This is a genomic window from Streptomyces sp. NPDC043876 (assembly GCF_056435825.1).
In genome coordinates this window covers 702,711-717,811 of sequence record NZ_JBWKDV010000001.1, presented here as the reverse complement: position 1 = coordinate 717,811, position 15,101 = coordinate 702,711, and the positions used below count along the sequence as shown (strand labels likewise).

Here is a 15,101-nt window from a genome sequence, read left to right as displayed (position 1 = left end):
CGCTGCTACGCCGCCGGTCCGGACCCCGCGCGGGACCCGGGCCGGGCGCGCACGCCGTACAGCACGGCCCCCAGCGCCAGCACCCCCGTACCCGTCAGCACCGACGCGAGCGGCAGCGCGCACGCCAGCACCACGCACCCGGCCAGCCCCACCACCGCCACCCCCCGCCCGACGCGGCCCTCGCGACGCCCTTCGCCGGGATCGGCACCCTCGCCGGGGTCGGCACCCGCGCCCGCGCCCGGCTCGGCCCCGCTCCCCGCCCCGCGGCTTCCGCCGAGCGTCCACGCCGCCGCGTTGGCGATCGCGTAGTACACCAGCACCCCGAAGGACGAGAACCCGATCGCCCCCCGCAGGTCCACGGTCGCGGCAAGCACCGCGACCACCGCCCCCACCGCCAGCTCCGCCCGGTGCGGTACCCCGCGCCGCGGATGTACGGTCGCCAGCGCGCGCGGCAGATGACCGTCGCGGGCCATGGCCAGAGCGGTCCGCGACACCCCCAGCACCAGCGCCAGCAGCGAGCCCACGGCCGCCAGCACCGCCCCCGCCCGCACCACCGGGGCCAGCCCGCCCCAGCCGGCCGCCCGGACGGCGTCGGAGAGCGGCGCCGCGGAGGCGGCCAGCCCCGCCGTCCCCAGCACCGACAGCAAGGCCACCGTCACCGCCGCGTAGACGGCCAGCGCGATCCCCAGCGCCAGCGGGACGGCGCGCGGGATGGTCCGCCGCGGGTCCCGGACCTCCTCGCCCAGGGTGGTGATCCGCGCGTACCCGGCGAAGGCGAAGAACAGCAGCCCGGCCGCCTCCAGCAGCCCCCGCGCACCCCGCGGCCCGGCGCCCCACGGAACAGCGCCCCCGGCCGCGCCGGAGGTCAGGCAGAGCACCACGACCCCGGCGAGCACCGCCAGTACGGCCGCCACGATCAGCCGGGCGATCCGGGCCGACTTCTGCACGCCCCCGTACCCGGCGGCGGTCAGCGCCACCACCGCGACGACGGCCGCCACGTGCTCCCGCCCCGGCCACAGGTAGGCGCCCACCGTCAGCGCCATCGCCGCGCACGAGGCCGTCTTGCCGATGACGAAGGCCCAGCCCGCCAGGTACCCCCAGAAGGGGCCCAGCCGCTCGCGCCCGTACACGTACGTCCCGCCGGAGGACGGGTAGCGGGCGGCCAGCCGGGCCGAGGAACGGGCGTTGCAGTAGGCCACCACGGCGGCCAGGGCGAGCGCCGCCAGCAGGCCGTCGCCGGCCGCGCGCGCCGCGGGGGCCGGCGCGGCGAAGATCCCCGCGCCGACCATCGCGCCCAGCCCGACGACCACCGCGTCGCCCACCCCGAGGCTCCGCCGCAGCCCGCCCCCCGCCGTACCGCTCTCTCGATGTGTCACGGCCGGGAGACTAGCCCGCCCCGGTGACGCCCCCGTGACCGGCAGCGGAAGCCTCACGCTCCGCCCGCTGCGCCTGCCGGCCGCCCAGCGCGGTCGGGCACGCGTGGTCGAGGCGTACAGCTGACCGGCGATCAGCCCGAGCCCGGGCGCCCGCCACCGGACCCCGGACACGGCCGAGGGCGCAACGGGGAGGATCCCCATTGCGCCCTCGGCGGCCGCGACCGGTTGCCGTGGCCCGCAGGTCAGCGGTAGTTCACGAACTGGATCGCGAAGTCCAGGTCCTTGCCCTTGAGCAGGGCCTGGACCTCCTGGAGGTCGTCACGGCTCTTGGAGGTGACGCGCAGTTCCTCGCCCTGCACCTGGGCCTTGACGGCCTTGGGGCCCTCGTCCCGGATGATCTTCGCGACCTTCTTGGCGTTCTCCTGGGAGATGCCCTCCTCGATCGTGGCGAAGATCTTGTACTCCTTGCCGGACAGCTGCGGCTCGCCGGCGTCGAGCGCCTTCAGCGAGATGCCGCGCTTGACCAGCTTGGTCTCGAACACGTCGAGGACGGCCTTGACGCGGTCCTCGGAGTTCGCCTCCATGACGATCTTCTCGCCGGACCAGGCGATCGTGGCGCCGGTGCCCTTGAAGTCGTAGCGCTGCGAGAGTTCCTTGGCGGTCTGGTTGAGGGCGTTGTCGACCTCCTGCCGCTCGACCTTCGAGACGATGTCGAAACTGGAGTCGGCCATGTGCTGTGGCTCCTTGAAGTCGGCTGTGATGCCCCGCAGGGGCACGCGCCGGATGTTCCCCGGCCGCGCCGTCAAGCCTAGGGCCTGCGCCCCCGATGGGACCGGAGAGCCCGGGGCTCCGTGTCCGATCAATGCGGTGGCGAAGCACCCCTGTCCATCAGGTATCGTTTACGTCGTTGCCGGAGAGCACCGCCGCGAGGCGGAGATCGAAGGCTTCCTCCCATGGCGGTGTGCCCGAGTGGCCAATGGGAACGGACTGTAAATCCGTCGGCTTAGCCTACCCAGGTTCGAATCCTGGCGCCGCCACGTGGTAAAGAAGTCCCCCTGATCAGCGGAAACGCCGATCAGGGGGACTTTTTCGTACGGCTGCGGCCCGGGCCGGTGCTCCGGCTGCGGCGCTTTGCTCAGATGACGTCCCGACGGGTCTCGTCCACCACCGGGATCGCGCCCGCGGCGCGGCGCCGCTTGAAGATGCTCGTGTAGACGGCGAGACCGATCGCCCCCACCGCCATCATGATCAGGCCGACCAGGGGAAGGTTGACGCTGTCCATCTTCCAGTCGGTGGCGAAGGTGAGGATGGCGCCCACCACGATCAGGATGATGCATCCGCCTATGCCCATGAGTTGCCTCCGCTGTTTGGCTGTCTGACGGCGCGGTTACCCGGCTTCTCGGGGTGAAAACGCCCCCGCGGCCCGGGGGTTGGGGCGCCGCGCCGTCGGCGGGCCGCCACCGCCCGGATGCCGCGCAGAGGGCGTGCGTCCCGCAACGTCACGGACCGCCGGTCGTTCACCCCGCGTGATGTGGACTACTGACGCCCGCGGCAAGATCGGCGGCGGGGTGCTGCTCGCCCTGCTCGGAGCCGGCATCCCGGCCCTGGTCGGGGCCGCGCTGCACGGGCACACCGGCGACCCGTACCGCGAGACCCGGCTCTACTTCGGCACCGAGCGCCCCCGCGGCGCGCCCCCGGTCGCGGAGCGGGAGTTCGACCGCTTCCTGGACCGGGAGGTCACGCCGGCCTTCCCCGAGGGGCTGACCGTGCAGCCGGGGCACGGGCAGTGGCGCGGGCCGGACGGGCGGACCGTCCGCGAGACCTCGTACGAGGTGGTGCTGCTCTATCCGGAGAAGGGCGCCGACGAGCGCGGCGCGCGCATCGAACGGATCCGCCGGGCGTACGAGAAGGAGTTCGCCCAGGATTCGGTCCTGCGCTCCGACGACGAGGTGCACGCCGACTTCTGACGACGGCTCGGGGCGCTGGGCTCCGGACTCCTGGGCTCCCGGGCTTCCGGCCCCCCGGCCCCCCGGCCCCGGGCTTCCGGCCCCCCGCGCTCAGTTGCCCGCGACGTCCTTGACCGCCACCGCGACCGGCTTGCTCCCCGACACCAGCTCCAGCGTCAGGCCGGCCGTCGCGGGGGTCTCCACCAGCTCGGCCAGCACCGCCGCCACGTCGTCGCGGGGGACCGGCCCGCGGCCCGTGGCGGCCTCCAGGCGGACCAGGCCCGTCCCCTCCTCGTCAGTGAGCTCGCCCGGACGCAGGACCGTCCACTCCAGGCCCAGCCGGGTCCGCAGGTGGTCGTCCGCCTCGCCCTTGGCCCGCAGGTAGACGTCGAAGACGTCGTCACCCGGATGGTTCGCGTCCGCGCGGATCGAAGACACCATCAGGAACCTCGGTACGCGCGCCCGTTCGGCCGCGTCCGCGAAGAGCACCGCCGCGCCCCGGTCCACCGTGTCCTTGCGCGCGGCGCCGCTCCCCGGGCCCGCGCCGGCCGCGAACACCGCGACCCGGGCGCCCTGAAGGATCCCCGCGACGTGCTCGACCGTCGCCGACTCCAGGTCGCAGAGGACCGGTTCGGCCCCGGCCGCCCGGAGATCGTCGCCCTGTGCCGGATCGCGGATGATCCCCGCGACCTCGTACCCGCGCGCGGAGAGCAGGCGCTCCAGCCGCAGCGCGATCCGACCGTGTCCACCAGCGATGACAATGCGCATGACTCGACCGTACGTCGCCCCGCGCGCCCCCGCGCCCGTAGGCGGCGCCGACGCTCAGGGACCGGGCTCCGTACGGCCCTGCCGGGGCAGGTCGAGGGCGACCGCGACGGCCGAGTCGCAGTACTCCCGTACGGCGCTCGTCCGGGCGACCACGCGCCCGCGGTGGATCACGATCCGGCTGTACGCCAGGGACAGCACCGCCGCGATCCGGTCCCCGCGCACGGCGAGCAGCTCGGCCGGGAAACCGGCCTCCACCCGCACCTCCGGCAGGCCCATCGCCTCCCGGGCCGCCGTGCTCACCGCGTGGTAGGCCTCGGCCGCCCGCAGCCCGCCCTGCGAGGCCAGCAAGTACGCCGCCTCCAGCGGGTCCCCGCGGCCCACCGGGTTCCCGGCGTCCCGCAGCGCCCCGCTGCCCGCCGCGACGCGTACCCCGGCCGCGCGCAGCAGCCGTACGGGCGCAGTGCGCAGCCCGCGCCGCTCCAGGGCCGCGCAGTCGCCCTGGGGCAGGCAGGTCACCCGTACGCCGGCCGCGGCCAGCCGGTCGGCGGCCCGCGAAGCGATGTCCAGCGGGAGCCGGGACAGACCGCCGCAGGGGCCGATCGTGACGCCGGCACGCAGCCCGCCGGCCAGGGAGGCGAGCCGGGCGAGACGCCCGGGATCGTCACCATCCGTGTGCAGGTCCACGGGGCAGCCGTGCTCACCGGCCAGCTCCAGGACGGCCTCGACGAAGCCGGTGGGGTCGGGGTCCAGGTCCGGGCAGCCGCCGACGACGGCCGCGCCCATCTTGAGCGCGTCGCGCAGCATCGCCCGGCCGTCCGCCCCCGCGATCCCGGTCAGCAGCCGGGGGACGGCGACCGCGGTGAGATCGGCGAGCCCGCGCAGCGAGCGCCGCGCCTGGAGGACCGCCTCCATCGGGCCGAGGCCGTGGGCGTCGGTGATCCGGATGTGCGAACGGATGGCGGTGGCGCCGTGCCCGAGCTGGAGCAGCGCCGACTCCGTGGCCCGGCGCTGGACCTCGTCGGCCGTGTGGGAAACGGGCCCCTCGGTGTCGGCGGTGAGCGCGGTGTCGCCGTGGGCGTGCGGCTCGGCGGGGGCGGGCAGCAGCAGGTAACCGGACAAGTCGACCCGGGAGGGAGCCGGGGCGGGCAGGCTCCCGGCGGGGGCGACCAGCCGGATGCGGCCGGCGCCGAGCAGGACGTCGACCGTCCGTCCGTCGCTCAGGCGGGCACCGGTGAGCAGCAGGGTGGTGGAGTCGGTGGGACCGGGGCCCTGGCCGTCGTCCCCGCCGCGGCCGCCGCGCGGGGAGGGGGACGGCTGCGGCGGCTGACTGTCGGGCATCGTGCTCCTGCGGGCGGCTCGGACGGTTCCTGGGCCCGTGGCCGCGGCCTGCGGCCCGCGGTCACGCAGCGTGCACAGAGCCTAGGGCGCGGTGTGGCGCTCCTCACGGAGGAGGCCATTAGTCGTACCGGTGTGGTGCCCGTGGGGCGCGTGGTGAGGTCGGTGCGGAGTTGCTCCGGAGTTGCTCCGGAGTTGCTTCGGAGGGGCGCGCGAGGGGGGCCCAGCGCCTGCGCCCACGAGCCGGAGGTCAGCCGCCGCAAAGGATTTGGGCGATCGGCGGGCGACCGTGTAATGTCTTCCTCGCTCGCCCCAATAGCTCAGTCGGTAGAGCGTCTCCATGGTAAGGAGAAGGTCTGCGGTTCGATTCCGCATTGGGGCTCTGGTGAGAAAGGTCCCCTGCCTGCTTTAAGGTAGGGGAGCAATCACACCAAAGCGGCGTAGCTCAGTCGGTAGAGCAAGCGGCTCATAATCGCTGTGTCACCGGTTCAAGTCCGGTCGCCGCTACACACAGTAGCCGATTGCGGGGTCGGTCTCCCGGTCGGCTACTCTTGTATGCGTTCATCCGTCCCAATTTCCGTCAAGGAGCACTCACGTGGCTGCCACCGACGTCCGCCCGAAGATCACGCTGGCCTGCGTGGAGTGCAAGGAGCGGAACTACATCACCAAGAAGAACCGGCGTAATGACCCGGACCGTCTTGAGATGAAGAAGCACTGCCCGCGCTGCAACTCGCACACCGCGCACCGCGAGACCCGCTGACCCCAGCGGTTTCTCGAATACAGGCTCCGTCATAAGGTCGTCCCCTGCAAGGGGGGCGGCCTTGTGTCGTTTTCCCACGTCTTTCGTACGGCTTCCGTTCCGCCGTATCCAACACAGGAGGTTGTGAGCCATGGCGCTCGACCAGTCCTTCGTGGGGCGGAGCTATCCGCCCACCGATCCGTACGAGGTCGGCCGGGAGAAGATCCGCGAGTTCGCGGAGGCGGTGGGTGACGCCAACCCCGCCTACACCGATCCCGAGGCGGCCAAGGCGCTGGGTCACCGCGATGTGATCGCGCCCCCGACCTTCGTGTTCGCGATCACCTTCAAGGCGGCGGGGCAGGTCATCGAGGACCCGCAGCTCGGCCTGGACTACAGCCGGGTGGTGCACGGCGACCAGAAGTTCGCCTACACGCGCCCGGTGCGGGCGGGGGACCGGCTGCTGGTGACGTCCACCATCGAGGCCGTGAAGTCCCTCGCGGGCAACGACATCATCGACATCCGCGGTGAGGTTCACGACGAGACGGGTGAGCACGTGGTGACGGCCTGGACGAAACTCGTGTCGCGGGCGCCGGCAGAGGCCGCTGCCGGTACCGCTGCCGTCGGGGAGGTCTGAGATGGGTGCGCAGATCCGTTACGCGGACGTGGAGGTCGGCACCGAGCTGCCGGCCGGGACCTTCGGTGTCCAGCGGGCCACGCTGGTCCGCTACGCCGGGGCGTCGGGCGACTTCAACCCGATCCACTGGAACGAGAAGTTCGCCAAGGATGTCGGGCTGCCGGACGTGATCGCGCACGGCATGTTCACCATGGCCGAGGCGATCCGGGTGGTCACGGACTGGGTGGGGGACCCGGGTGCGGTGGTGGAGTACGGGGTGCGGTTCACCAAGCCGGTGGTCGTGCCGAACGATGACGCGGGTGCGGTGATCGAGGTCACGGCCAAGGTCGCGGCGAAGCTGGAGGGCGACCGCGTGCGGGTCGACCTGACGGCGACCAGCGCGGGCCTGAAGGTGCTGGGCATGTCGCGCGCGGTGGTCCAGCTGGGCTGAGGGGGCTGGGGGGCCTTGCCTTGCCTTGCCTTGCCGGGGGCGGGGGTGGGTCGGCCGGGCGCGGTTCCGGGGCCCCGCCTTGCCGGGGGCGGGGGTGGGTCGGCCGGGCGCGGTCCCGGGGCCCGTGCCCGCGCCTCAATCGCCGGCGGGGCTGGGTATGGCCGTCGGTGACCCGGGGTTGGGGCCGGGGGTGGGTCGGCCGGGCGCGGTCCTGGGGTCCCGCCTTGCCGGGGGCGGGGGTGGATCGGCCGGGCGTGGTCCCCGGGCCCGTGCCCGCGCCTCAATCGCCGGCGGGGCTGGGTATGGCCGTCGGTGACCCGGGGTTGGGGCCGGGGGCGGGGGCGCGTCGGCTGGGTGCGGTGCGGTGCGTTGTGCGGCGCGGCGCGGTGCGGTGCAGGTGGTGGGGGCTGGTGTTTGTGCGGGGTCGGGGTGGGGCGGGGGAGCGCGGGCGCTGTGGGGTGTCTCCTCGGCTCGCAGAACCCGACCCGAGTCGGCCGGTTGACCGGCAGTGGTTCTGCTCGGCCTGCGGGGACACCCCACACCACCCCCACTCCCCCGCCGAGCCGGTCCTAGTTCCCCCAACCCCGGCCCCCGTCGCCGCCTGCGAGCCATCCCGTGGCCGAACCAGAGCCACCCCGTCGCCGCCCCGAGCCATCCCATGGCCGACCCGAGCCACCCCGTGGCCGACCCCGAGCAACTTCAGCCCCGCCGGCGTTTGAGGCGACGGTGCCGGGTCGGGTGCCGCGCTCGACCGTTCCGCCCCTGGCCGCGGAGCCGCGCCCGGCTGATCCGCCCTGGCCCCGGGGAACCTCCGGGCCACCGGAGTCATACCCAGCCCCGCCGGCGTTTGAGGCGACTGTGCCGGGTCGGGAGCCGCGCCCGGCCGTTCCGCCCCTGGCCCCCGGGGCACGTCCGGGCCACCGGAGCCCCACCCAGCCCCGCCGGCGATTGAGGCGCGCATCCGGGTCGGGAGCGCCACCGACCCGCCCCCCCGGGCCCCGCCCCGGCCCCGCCCGCAACTCGCCACCGGCTACCGGTTGACGTAGTTAGTGATTGGCCACTAACTTAGCCGCATGGCCAGGATGAGCGCAGACGAGCGACGCGAGAGCGTCATCCTCGCGGCGATGCACGAGTTCGCCCGGGGCGGGTACTACGGGACCTCCACCGAGGCGATCGCCAAGCGCGTCGGCGTCTCGCAGCCCTACCTCTTCCGTCTCTTCCCCAACAAGCAGGCCATCTTCCTCGCCGCCGCCACCCGCTGCGTGCAGGACATCCGCGCCGTCTTCGCCGAGTCCTCCAAGGGCCTCCACGGCGAGGAGGCCCTCCAGGCGATGGCCGAGGCCTACATGCGGCTCATCAGGGAGCAGCCCGACAAGCTCCAGATGCAGCTGCAGGTCTACGTCACCGTCGCCGCCGCCGAGGCCGCCGGGGAGCCGGGGTTCGGCGAGATGGTCCGCAGCGGGTGGATGGAGCTGTGGGACACCGTCGAGGGTCCGCTGGGCGAGGGTTCGGTCGGGGTCACCGACTTCATGGCCTACGGCATGCTGATCAACACCCTCGCCGCCATGGGGTTCCCGCCCGGCCACCGGGTCTGGGACGACTGCTACCCGTCCGTGCGGCCCGAACACCGCCCCACCGGGTGAGTGCCGGGGCGCGCCCGGCGAGGACCGCAGGGCGCCGCGGCCCCTTTTTTTGGGCAGCAAAGTTAGTAATTGATAACTAACGTTCCACATGGGGGAACCGTGAACGTGAACACGCACGACCAGCCCGCCACCGACACCCGCCTGCGCGGCCCCGCCGTCTGGGCCCTCGTCCTCACCGGCGTCGCCAGCTTCATGGCCGCCCTCGACAACCTCGTCGTCACCACCGCCCTCCCCGCCATCCGCGAGGACCTCGGCGGCGCGCTGGAGGACCTCGAATGGACGGTGAACGCCTACACCCTCACCTTCGCCGTCCTGCTCATGTTCGGCTCCGCCCTCGGTGACCGGTTCGGCCGCCGCAAGCTCTTCGTCACCGGACTCGGCGTCTTCACCGCCGCCTCCGCCGCGGCCGCGCTCTCGCCCGGCATCGACGCCCTCATCGCCGCCCGTGCCGTCCAGGGCGTCGGCGCCGCGATCATGATGCCGCTCACCCTCACCCTGCTGACCGCGGCCGTCCCGGCCGCCCGCCGCGGCATGGCGCTGGGCATCTACGGCGCCGTCACCGGCCTCGCCGTCGCCAGCGGCCCGCTCATCGGCGGCAGCCTCACCGAGCACATCTCCTGGCAGTGGATCTTCTGGCTCAACGTGCCGATCGGCCTCGCCCTGATCCCGCTCGCCCGCCTGCGCCTCGCCGAGTCCACCGCGCCCAACGCCCGCCTGGACCTCCCCGGCACGCTCCTCATCAGCGGCGGCCTCTTCGGCATCGTCTACGCCCTGGTCAACGCCAACTCCGACGGCTGGACCAGCACCCCGGTGCTGACCGGCCTGATCCTCGGTGGCGCGCTCGTCGCCGGATTCGTCCACCACGGCTCCGGCAACCCGAACGCGATGCTCCCGATGCGCCTCTTCCGCGACCGCGGCTTCCTCGGGATCAACCTGGCCAGCCTGCTGATGTTCCTCGGCATGTTCGGTTCGATCTTCCTGCTCAGCCAGTTCCTCCAGGGCGCCGCCGGGTACTCGCCCACCGAAGCCGGGCTGCGCATGCTGCCCTGGACCGGCATGCCGATGATCGTCGCCCCGATCGCCGGCATCCTCTCCGACCGCATCGGCGGCCGCCCGGTCGTCGCCACCGGCCTCGCTTTCCAGGCCCTGGGCCTCGGCTGGTTCGCCGTGGTGCTCGCCCCGGACGTGTCGTACGCCGCCCAGCTCCCCGCTCTGATCCTCAGCGGCATCGGCATGGCCCTGTACTTCGCCCCGGCCTCCAACGTCCTGATGTCCACCGTCGCCCCCGCCGACCAGGGCAGGGCCTCCGGGGCCAACGCCGCCCTGCGCGAGCTCGGCGGAGCCCTCGGCGTCGCGGTCCTCGCCTCGGTCTTCGCCGCCCAGGGCGGTTACCAGAGCGCCCGCACCTTCACCGACGGAACCGTCCCCGCCCTGTGGATCGGCGCCGGCGCCGTCGCCGTGGCCGCGCTGCTCGCCCTGCTGCTCCCCGGCCGGGCCGCCCAGCGCCGCAAGGCCCTGGGCCCGGTCGGCGGCTCCGGGGCCGCCGCGACCCCGGAGAGGATCAAGGTCCCGGCCAACTGAGGCCCGTACCACCGCCCGTACCGCCGCCCGTACCGCCCGCACCGCCGCCCGTACCGTCCGTCCCATCCCGACAGCCGAGGAGCGCGCACCATGCCCGACATCCCCTGGATGACCCCCAGCCGGCCCGCCCCCGGCGCGCAGGTCTACGTCATGGCCTCCAGCTTCGAGACCACCACGCTCCTGGGCGCCGTCCGCTTCTTCCTCAAGGCGCCCGGCATCGTCCTCCAGATCCGCAAGGCCCCCGGAGCGCACGGCGCCGCCCTGCGCGCGCGGGTCCTCGGCCGGACCTTCCTGACCCTCTCCGCCTGGGAGGACCGGGACGCGCTCTACCGCTTCGCCCGCAGCGAGCCGCACCGCACCAGCTCCCGGGCCGCGAGGGCGTACATGAAGGAGTCGGTCTTCACCTACTGGACCCAGGACGCCGCCGAGCCGCCCGTGAGCTGGGCCGAGGCCGAGCGCCGCCTCGCCGAGGAGAAGGCCGGGCGCTGAGATCCGGGACACGGGGGAACCCGTACGGTCCGTGGCCCCGCACCGCCAGGGGGGCACGGACCGTACTCTTGTCCCCGTGCAGGAACTCCACGATGCCCCCCTCGCCCCGCTGACCACCTTCCGCCTCGGCGGCCCGGCCACCCGGCTGGTCACCGCGACCACCGACGCCGAGGTCGTCGCCGCCGTGCGCGCGGCCGACGAGAGCGGTACGCCGCTGCTGCTCATCGGCGGCGGCAGCAACCTGGTCATCGGCGACCGGGGCTTCGACGGCACCGCCCTGCGCATCGCGACCACCGGCTTCACCCTCGACGGCACCACGCTCGAACTCGCCGCGGGCGAGAACTGGAGCGAGGCCGTCGCCCGCACCGTCGAAGCGGGCCTCGCGGGCATCGAGTGCCTCGCCGGGATCCCCGGCTCCGCGGGCGCGACCCCGGTCCAGAACGTGGGGGCGTACGGCCAGGAGGTCTCCAGCACCCTCACCGAGGTCGTCGCCTACGACCGCACGCTCGGCGAGACGGTCACCCTCTCGAACGCCGAGTGCGCGTTCTCGTACCGCCACAGCACCTTCAAGGAGCAGCCGGAACGCTACGTCGTGCTGCGCGTCCGCTTCGCCCTGGAGGCCGCCGGCGGGCTCTCCGCGCCGATCAAGTACCCCGAGACCGCCCGCGCCCTCGGCGTCGAGGCGGGCGACCGGGTCCCGGCCGCCACCGCCCGCGAGACCGTCCTGCGCCTGCGCGCGAGCAAGGGCATGGTGCTCGACCCCGCCGACCACGACACCTGGTCGGCCGGCTCCTTCTTCACCAACCCCGTGCTGACCGACGAGGCCTACGCCGACTTCCTCGCCCGCGTCCACGACCGGCTCGGCCCCGACACCGCCCCGCCCGCCTACCCGGCCGCCGACGGCGGTACGAAGACCAGCGCGGCCTGGCTGATCGACAAGGCGGGCTTCACCAAGGGCTACGGCACCGGCCCCGCCCGCATCTCGACCAAGCACACCCTCGCGCTCACCAACCGCGGTCAGGCCACCACCGAGGACCTGCTCGCCCTGGCCCGCGAGGTCGTCGCGGGCGTCCACGCGGCCTTCGGCGTCACCCTGGTCAACGAACCGGTGACGGTCGGCGTCAGCATCTGAGGAGTCCCGGCCGCCCATGCTCTGTCCCCTGCACGGGGCCGGTACCGACCCCACCCGGCTCGTGGGGCGCGCGATCAGCAGCGTCGTCGCGTCCTGGCACGTCTACGAGGGCGAACGCTCCGAGGCCCCGCTCGACGTCTGGCTGACCGACAGCGAGGGCGACTGCACCCGCATCACCACCGGGTCCGACTGGTGCCTCATCGTCGAGTCCGCCCGGCCGCACGAGCCCTACGACATGGGGGAGTGGGGCCGCATCGAGGTCGGTGACGACCTCGGCGACCACCCGTTCCTGCGCCATCTGGGCGACACCGTGGCGACCGTGGCCGAGTTCGCGGTGCCCGAGCAGGGCCGCACCCACCTGGAGATCGGCTTCACCGACGGCGACCGGGTCCGGGCCGACTGCTGGGAAGGCGACCTGCGCCTCACCCGCTGACGCCCGCCCCCGGCGCTCGGCCGGTCAGCCGGTCAGCCAGTGGTCGATCCCGGCCAGCAGCTTGGCCTGCACGTCCGAGGGGGCGGCCGAACCGCGGACCGACTGGCGGGCCAGCTCCGCCAGCTCCGCGTCCGTGAAGGCGTGGTGGCGGCGGGCGATCTCGTACTGGGCCGCCAGCCGGGACCCGAAGAGCAGCGGGTCGTCGGCGCCCAGCGCCATCGGCACCCCGGCGTCGAAGAGGGTCCGCAGCGGGACGTCCTCGGGACGCTCGTAGACCCCCAGCGCCACGTTGGACGCGGGGCAGACCTCGCAGGTGATCTGCCGGTCGGCCAGCCGTTGCAGCAGCCGCGGGTCCTCGGCCGCCCGTACGCCGTGGCCGACGCGGGAGGCGCGCAGGTCGTCCAGGCAGTCCCGGACGGAGGAGGGGCCGCCGAGCTCACCGCCGTGCGGGGCCGCGAGCAGGCCGCCCTCCCGGGCGATGGCGAAGGCCCGGTCGAAGTCGCGGGCCATGCCGCGGCGCTCGTCGTTGGAGAGTCCGAAGCCGACGATGCCGCGGTCGGCGTAGCGGACGGCGAGCCGCGCCAGGGTGCGGGCGTCCAGCGGGTGCTTCATGCGGTTGGCGGCGATGACCACGCGCATCCCGAGGCCGGTCTCGCGGGAGGCGGCGTCCACGGCATCCAGGATGATCTCGACGGCCGGGATCATGCCGCCCAGCAGCGGGGCGTAGGAGGTCGGGTCGACCTGGATCTCCAGCCACCCGCTGCCGTCCCGGACGTCTTCCTCGGCGGCCTCGCGCACCAGGCGCCGGATGTCGTCGGGCTCGCGCAGGCAGGAGCGGGCGGCGTCGTAGAGCCGCTGGAAGCGGAACCAGCCGCGCTCGTCGGTGGCCCGCAGCTTGGGTGGCTCTCCGCCGGTCAGCGCGTCGGGCAGCCGCACGCCGTACTTGTCGGCCAGCTCCAGCAGGGTCGACGGGCGCATGGAACCCGTGAAGTGCAGGTGGAGGTGGGCTTTCGGCAGAAGCGTGAGATCGCGTACGTGCTCCATCCGGTGATCCTGCCGTACGAATCGCGTCCGCGGGAGCCCGTTTCCCGATCGAGGGGCCGCCCGAACGCAGTTCGGGCCCCCGGGGCTCCGCCCCGGACCCCGCGCCTCAAACGCCGGCGGGGCTGAAAAATCAGCCCCGCCGGCGGGCCGCTCTAGGCCTTGGCCTCGGCCAGCAGGTTCTGGATCCGGGTCACGCCCTCCACCAGGTCCTCGTCACCGAGGGCGTAGGAGAGGCGCAGGTAGCCCGGGGTGCCGAAGGCCTCGCCCGGGACGACCGCGACCTCGGCCTCGTCCAGGATCAGGGCCGCCAGCTCGACCGAGGTCTGCGGGCGCTTGCCGCGGATCTCCTTGCCGAGCAGCTCCTTGACCGAGGGGTACGCGTAGAACGCGCCCTCCGGGGTCGGGCAGAAGACGCCGTCGATCTCGTTCAGCATCTTCACCATGGTCTGGCGGCGGCGGTCGAAGGCCTTGCGCATCTCCGCGACGGCGTCCAGGTTGCCCGATACCGCCGACAGCGCCGCGACCTGCGCCACGTTGGAGACGTTGGACGTGGCGTGCGACTGGAGGTTCGTCGCCGCCTTGACGACGTCCTTCGGGCCGATGACCCACCCGACGCGCCAGCCCGTCATGGCGTACGTCTTGGCCACGCCGTTGACGACGATGCAGCGGTCGGCGAGCGCGGGCACCAGCACGGGCAGCGAGGTGAACGTCGCGTCGCCGTAGACCAGGTGCTCGTAGATCTCGTCCGTCAGCACCCACAGGCCGTGCTCCGCGGCCCACTCGCCGATGGCGCGGGCGTCCTCCTCCGAGTAGACGGCGCCGGTCGGGTTGGAGGGCGAGACGAAGAGGACGACCTTCGTACGGTCGGTGCGCGCCGCTTCCAGCTGTTCCACGGAGACCCGGTAACCGGTGGTCTCGTCGGCGACGACGTCCACCGGGACACCGCCCGCGAGGCGGATCGACTCCGGGTAGGTGGTCCAGTAGGGGGCCGGGACGATGACCTCGTCGCCCGGGTCGAGGATCGCGGCGAAGGCCTCGTAGATGGCCTGCTTGCCGCCGTTGGTGACGAGGATCTGGGCCGGGTCGACGGCGTAGCCGGAATCGCGCAGGGTCTTCTCCGCGATGGCCTTCTTCAGCTCCGGCAGACCGCCGGCCGGCGTGTAGCGGTGGTACTTCGGGTTGCGGCAGGCCTCGACCGCCGCCTCGACGATGTAGTCGGGGGTCGGGAAGTCGGGCTCGCCGGCGCCGAAGCCGATGACCGGACGGCCGGCGGCCTTGAGGGCCTTGGCCTTGGCGTCGACGGCGAGGGTGGCGGACTCGGAAATGGCGCCGATACGGGCGGACACCCGGCGCTCGGAAGAAGGCGTTGCAGAGGTCATGCGGCCAATCGTCCCAGACTGCAAAGTGGCGCCGCACAACGTTTCAGGTACCGGACGGAGCAGCTCCGGGCGGCTTCTGTTCGACGTCGGCGCCGCGACCACGTATGCTCACCTGTCGTTGGACCTCACCGGGCGCTCCAAATGCGTGCACTGCGTGCACTCAGGCGGATGC

At 73.4% G+C, this 15,101-nt stretch carries 16 protein-coding genes and 3 tRNA genes; 12 read left to right on the top strand and 7 right to left on the bottom strand.

Annotated elements, in window-relative coordinates; all coding sequences use genetic code 11:
• Positions 1–5: 5 nt before the first annotated feature.
• Positions 6–1,376: an APC family permease gene (locus tag AC0693_RS03560; protein WP_478800855.1), complete on the bottom strand. Its 1,371-nt coding sequence runs from the start codon at positions 1,374–1,376 to the stop codon at positions 6–8.
• A gap of 242 nt (positions 1,377–1,618) precedes the next feature.
• Positions 1,619–2,107 carry a YajQ family cyclic di-GMP-binding protein gene (locus AC0693_RS03555; protein ID WP_330331993.1) on the bottom strand — a complete coding sequence of 163 codons (489 nt, stop codon included), beginning with the start codon at positions 2,105–2,107 and terminating at the stop codon, positions 1,619–1,621.
• A gap of 224 nt (positions 2,108–2,331) precedes the next feature.
• Here AC0693_RS03555 and AC0693_RS03550 point away from each other — a divergent pair.
• Positions 2,332–2,413, top strand: a tRNA-Tyr gene (locus AC0693_RS03550).
• Between the two features lie 98 nt (positions 2,414–2,511).
• Here the strand turns inward: AC0693_RS03550 and AC0693_RS03545 are convergent.
• The gene (locus tag AC0693_RS03545) at positions 2,512–2,727 is read right to left on the bottom strand and encodes a DUF6458 family protein (protein WP_356412925.1); all 216 of its coding nucleotides are present in this window, start codon (positions 2,725–2,727) and stop codon (positions 2,512–2,514) included.
• A 178-nt stretch (positions 2,728–2,905) separates the two neighbouring features.
• Here AC0693_RS03545 and AC0693_RS03540 point away from each other — a divergent pair, with 178 nt between their 5' ends.
• Complete coding sequence (locus AC0693_RS03540; RefSeq protein ID WP_356412927.1) at positions 2,906–3,343, top strand: DUF3574 domain-containing protein; 438 nt, start codon at positions 2,906–2,908, stop codon at positions 3,341–3,343.
• A gap of 90 nt (positions 3,344–3,433) precedes the next feature.
• Here AC0693_RS03540 and AC0693_RS03535 read toward each other — a convergent pair whose 3' ends face one another.
• On the bottom strand, positions 3,434–4,090 hold the full coding sequence (locus tag AC0693_RS03535) for an SDR family oxidoreductase (RefSeq protein ID WP_478800854.1): 657 nt from the start codon (positions 4,088–4,090) through the stop codon (positions 3,434–3,436).
• Positions 4,091–4,144: 54 nt separating this feature from the next.
• Complete coding sequence (locus tag AC0693_RS03530) at positions 4,145–5,428, bottom strand: amidohydrolase family protein (RefSeq protein WP_478800853.1); 1,284 nt, start codon at positions 5,426–5,428, stop codon at positions 4,145–4,147.
• A gap of 306 nt (positions 5,429–5,734) precedes the next feature.
• Here AC0693_RS03530 and AC0693_RS03525 point away from each other — a divergent pair.
• From AC0693_RS03525 to AC0693_RS03480, 10 genes are all read left to right on the top strand, one after another.
• A tRNA-Thr gene (locus AC0693_RS03525) sits at positions 5,735–5,807 on the top strand.
• Between the two features lie 52 nt (positions 5,808–5,859).
• A tRNA-Met gene (locus AC0693_RS03520) sits at positions 5,860–5,932 on the top strand.
• Between the two features lie 88 nt (positions 5,933–6,020).
• The gene (gene rpmG / locus AC0693_RS03515; RefSeq protein ID WP_006604855.1) at positions 6,021–6,185 is read left to right on the top strand and encodes a 50S ribosomal protein L33; all 165 of its coding nucleotides are present in this window, start codon (positions 6,021–6,023) and stop codon (positions 6,183–6,185) included.
• Positions 6,186–6,315: 130 nt separating this feature from the next.
• A complete protein-coding gene (locus AC0693_RS03510) occupies positions 6,316–6,798 on the top strand; it encodes an FAS1-like dehydratase domain-containing protein (protein WP_478800852.1) in 483 nt (160 codons plus the stop codon).
• A gap of 1 nt (position 6,799) precedes the next feature.
• Positions 6,800–7,228: a MaoC family dehydratase gene (locus AC0693_RS03505; RefSeq protein WP_478800851.1), complete on the top strand. Its 429-nt coding sequence runs from the start codon at positions 6,800–6,802 to the stop codon at positions 7,226–7,228.
• A 1,073-nt stretch (positions 7,229–8,301) separates the two neighbouring features.
• Positions 8,302–8,871: a TetR/AcrR family transcriptional regulator gene (locus AC0693_RS03500; protein ID WP_356412936.1), complete on the top strand. Its 570-nt coding sequence runs from the start codon at positions 8,302–8,304 to the stop codon at positions 8,869–8,871.
• A gap of 105 nt (positions 8,872–8,976) precedes the next feature.
• Positions 8,977–10,452 carry an MFS transporter gene (locus AC0693_RS03495; protein WP_478800850.1) on the top strand — a complete coding sequence of 492 codons (1,476 nt, stop codon included), beginning with the start codon at positions 8,977–8,979 and terminating at the stop codon, positions 10,450–10,452.
• A 90-nt stretch (positions 10,453–10,542) separates the two neighbouring features.
• Positions 10,543–10,941 carry a DUF3291 domain-containing protein gene (locus AC0693_RS03490; protein ID WP_469317060.1) on the top strand — a complete coding sequence of 133 codons (399 nt, stop codon included), beginning with the start codon at positions 10,543–10,545 and terminating at the stop codon, positions 10,939–10,941.
• Positions 10,942–11,017: 76 nt separating this feature from the next.
• Positions 11,018–12,073, top strand: coding sequence for a UDP-N-acetylmuramate dehydrogenase (locus AC0693_RS03485; protein ID WP_356412942.1), 1,056 nt, complete (start codon positions 11,018–11,020; stop codon positions 12,071–12,073).
• A gap of 16 nt (positions 12,074–12,089) precedes the next feature.
• On the top strand, positions 12,090–12,506 hold the full coding sequence (locus tag AC0693_RS03480) for a hypothetical protein (protein WP_468463075.1): 417 nt from the start codon (positions 12,090–12,092) through the stop codon (positions 12,504–12,506).
• A 24-nt stretch (positions 12,507–12,530) separates the two neighbouring features.
• Here the strand turns inward: AC0693_RS03480 and AC0693_RS03475 are convergent, their stop codons facing one another.
• Together AC0693_RS03475 and AC0693_RS03470 are read right to left on the bottom strand one after the other, a co-directional pair.
• Positions 12,531–13,550, bottom strand: coding sequence for an adenosine deaminase (locus AC0693_RS03475; RefSeq protein WP_356412946.1), 1,020 nt, complete (start codon positions 13,548–13,550; stop codon positions 12,531–12,533).
• 152 nt (positions 13,551–13,702) lie between these two features.
• Positions 13,703–14,929 (bottom strand): pyridoxal phosphate-dependent aminotransferase, encoded by a 1,227-nt coding sequence (locus AC0693_RS03470; RefSeq protein WP_356412948.1) that lies wholly within the window; start codon positions 14,927–14,929, stop codon positions 13,703–13,705.
• Positions 14,930–15,101 lie beyond the last annotated feature (172 nt).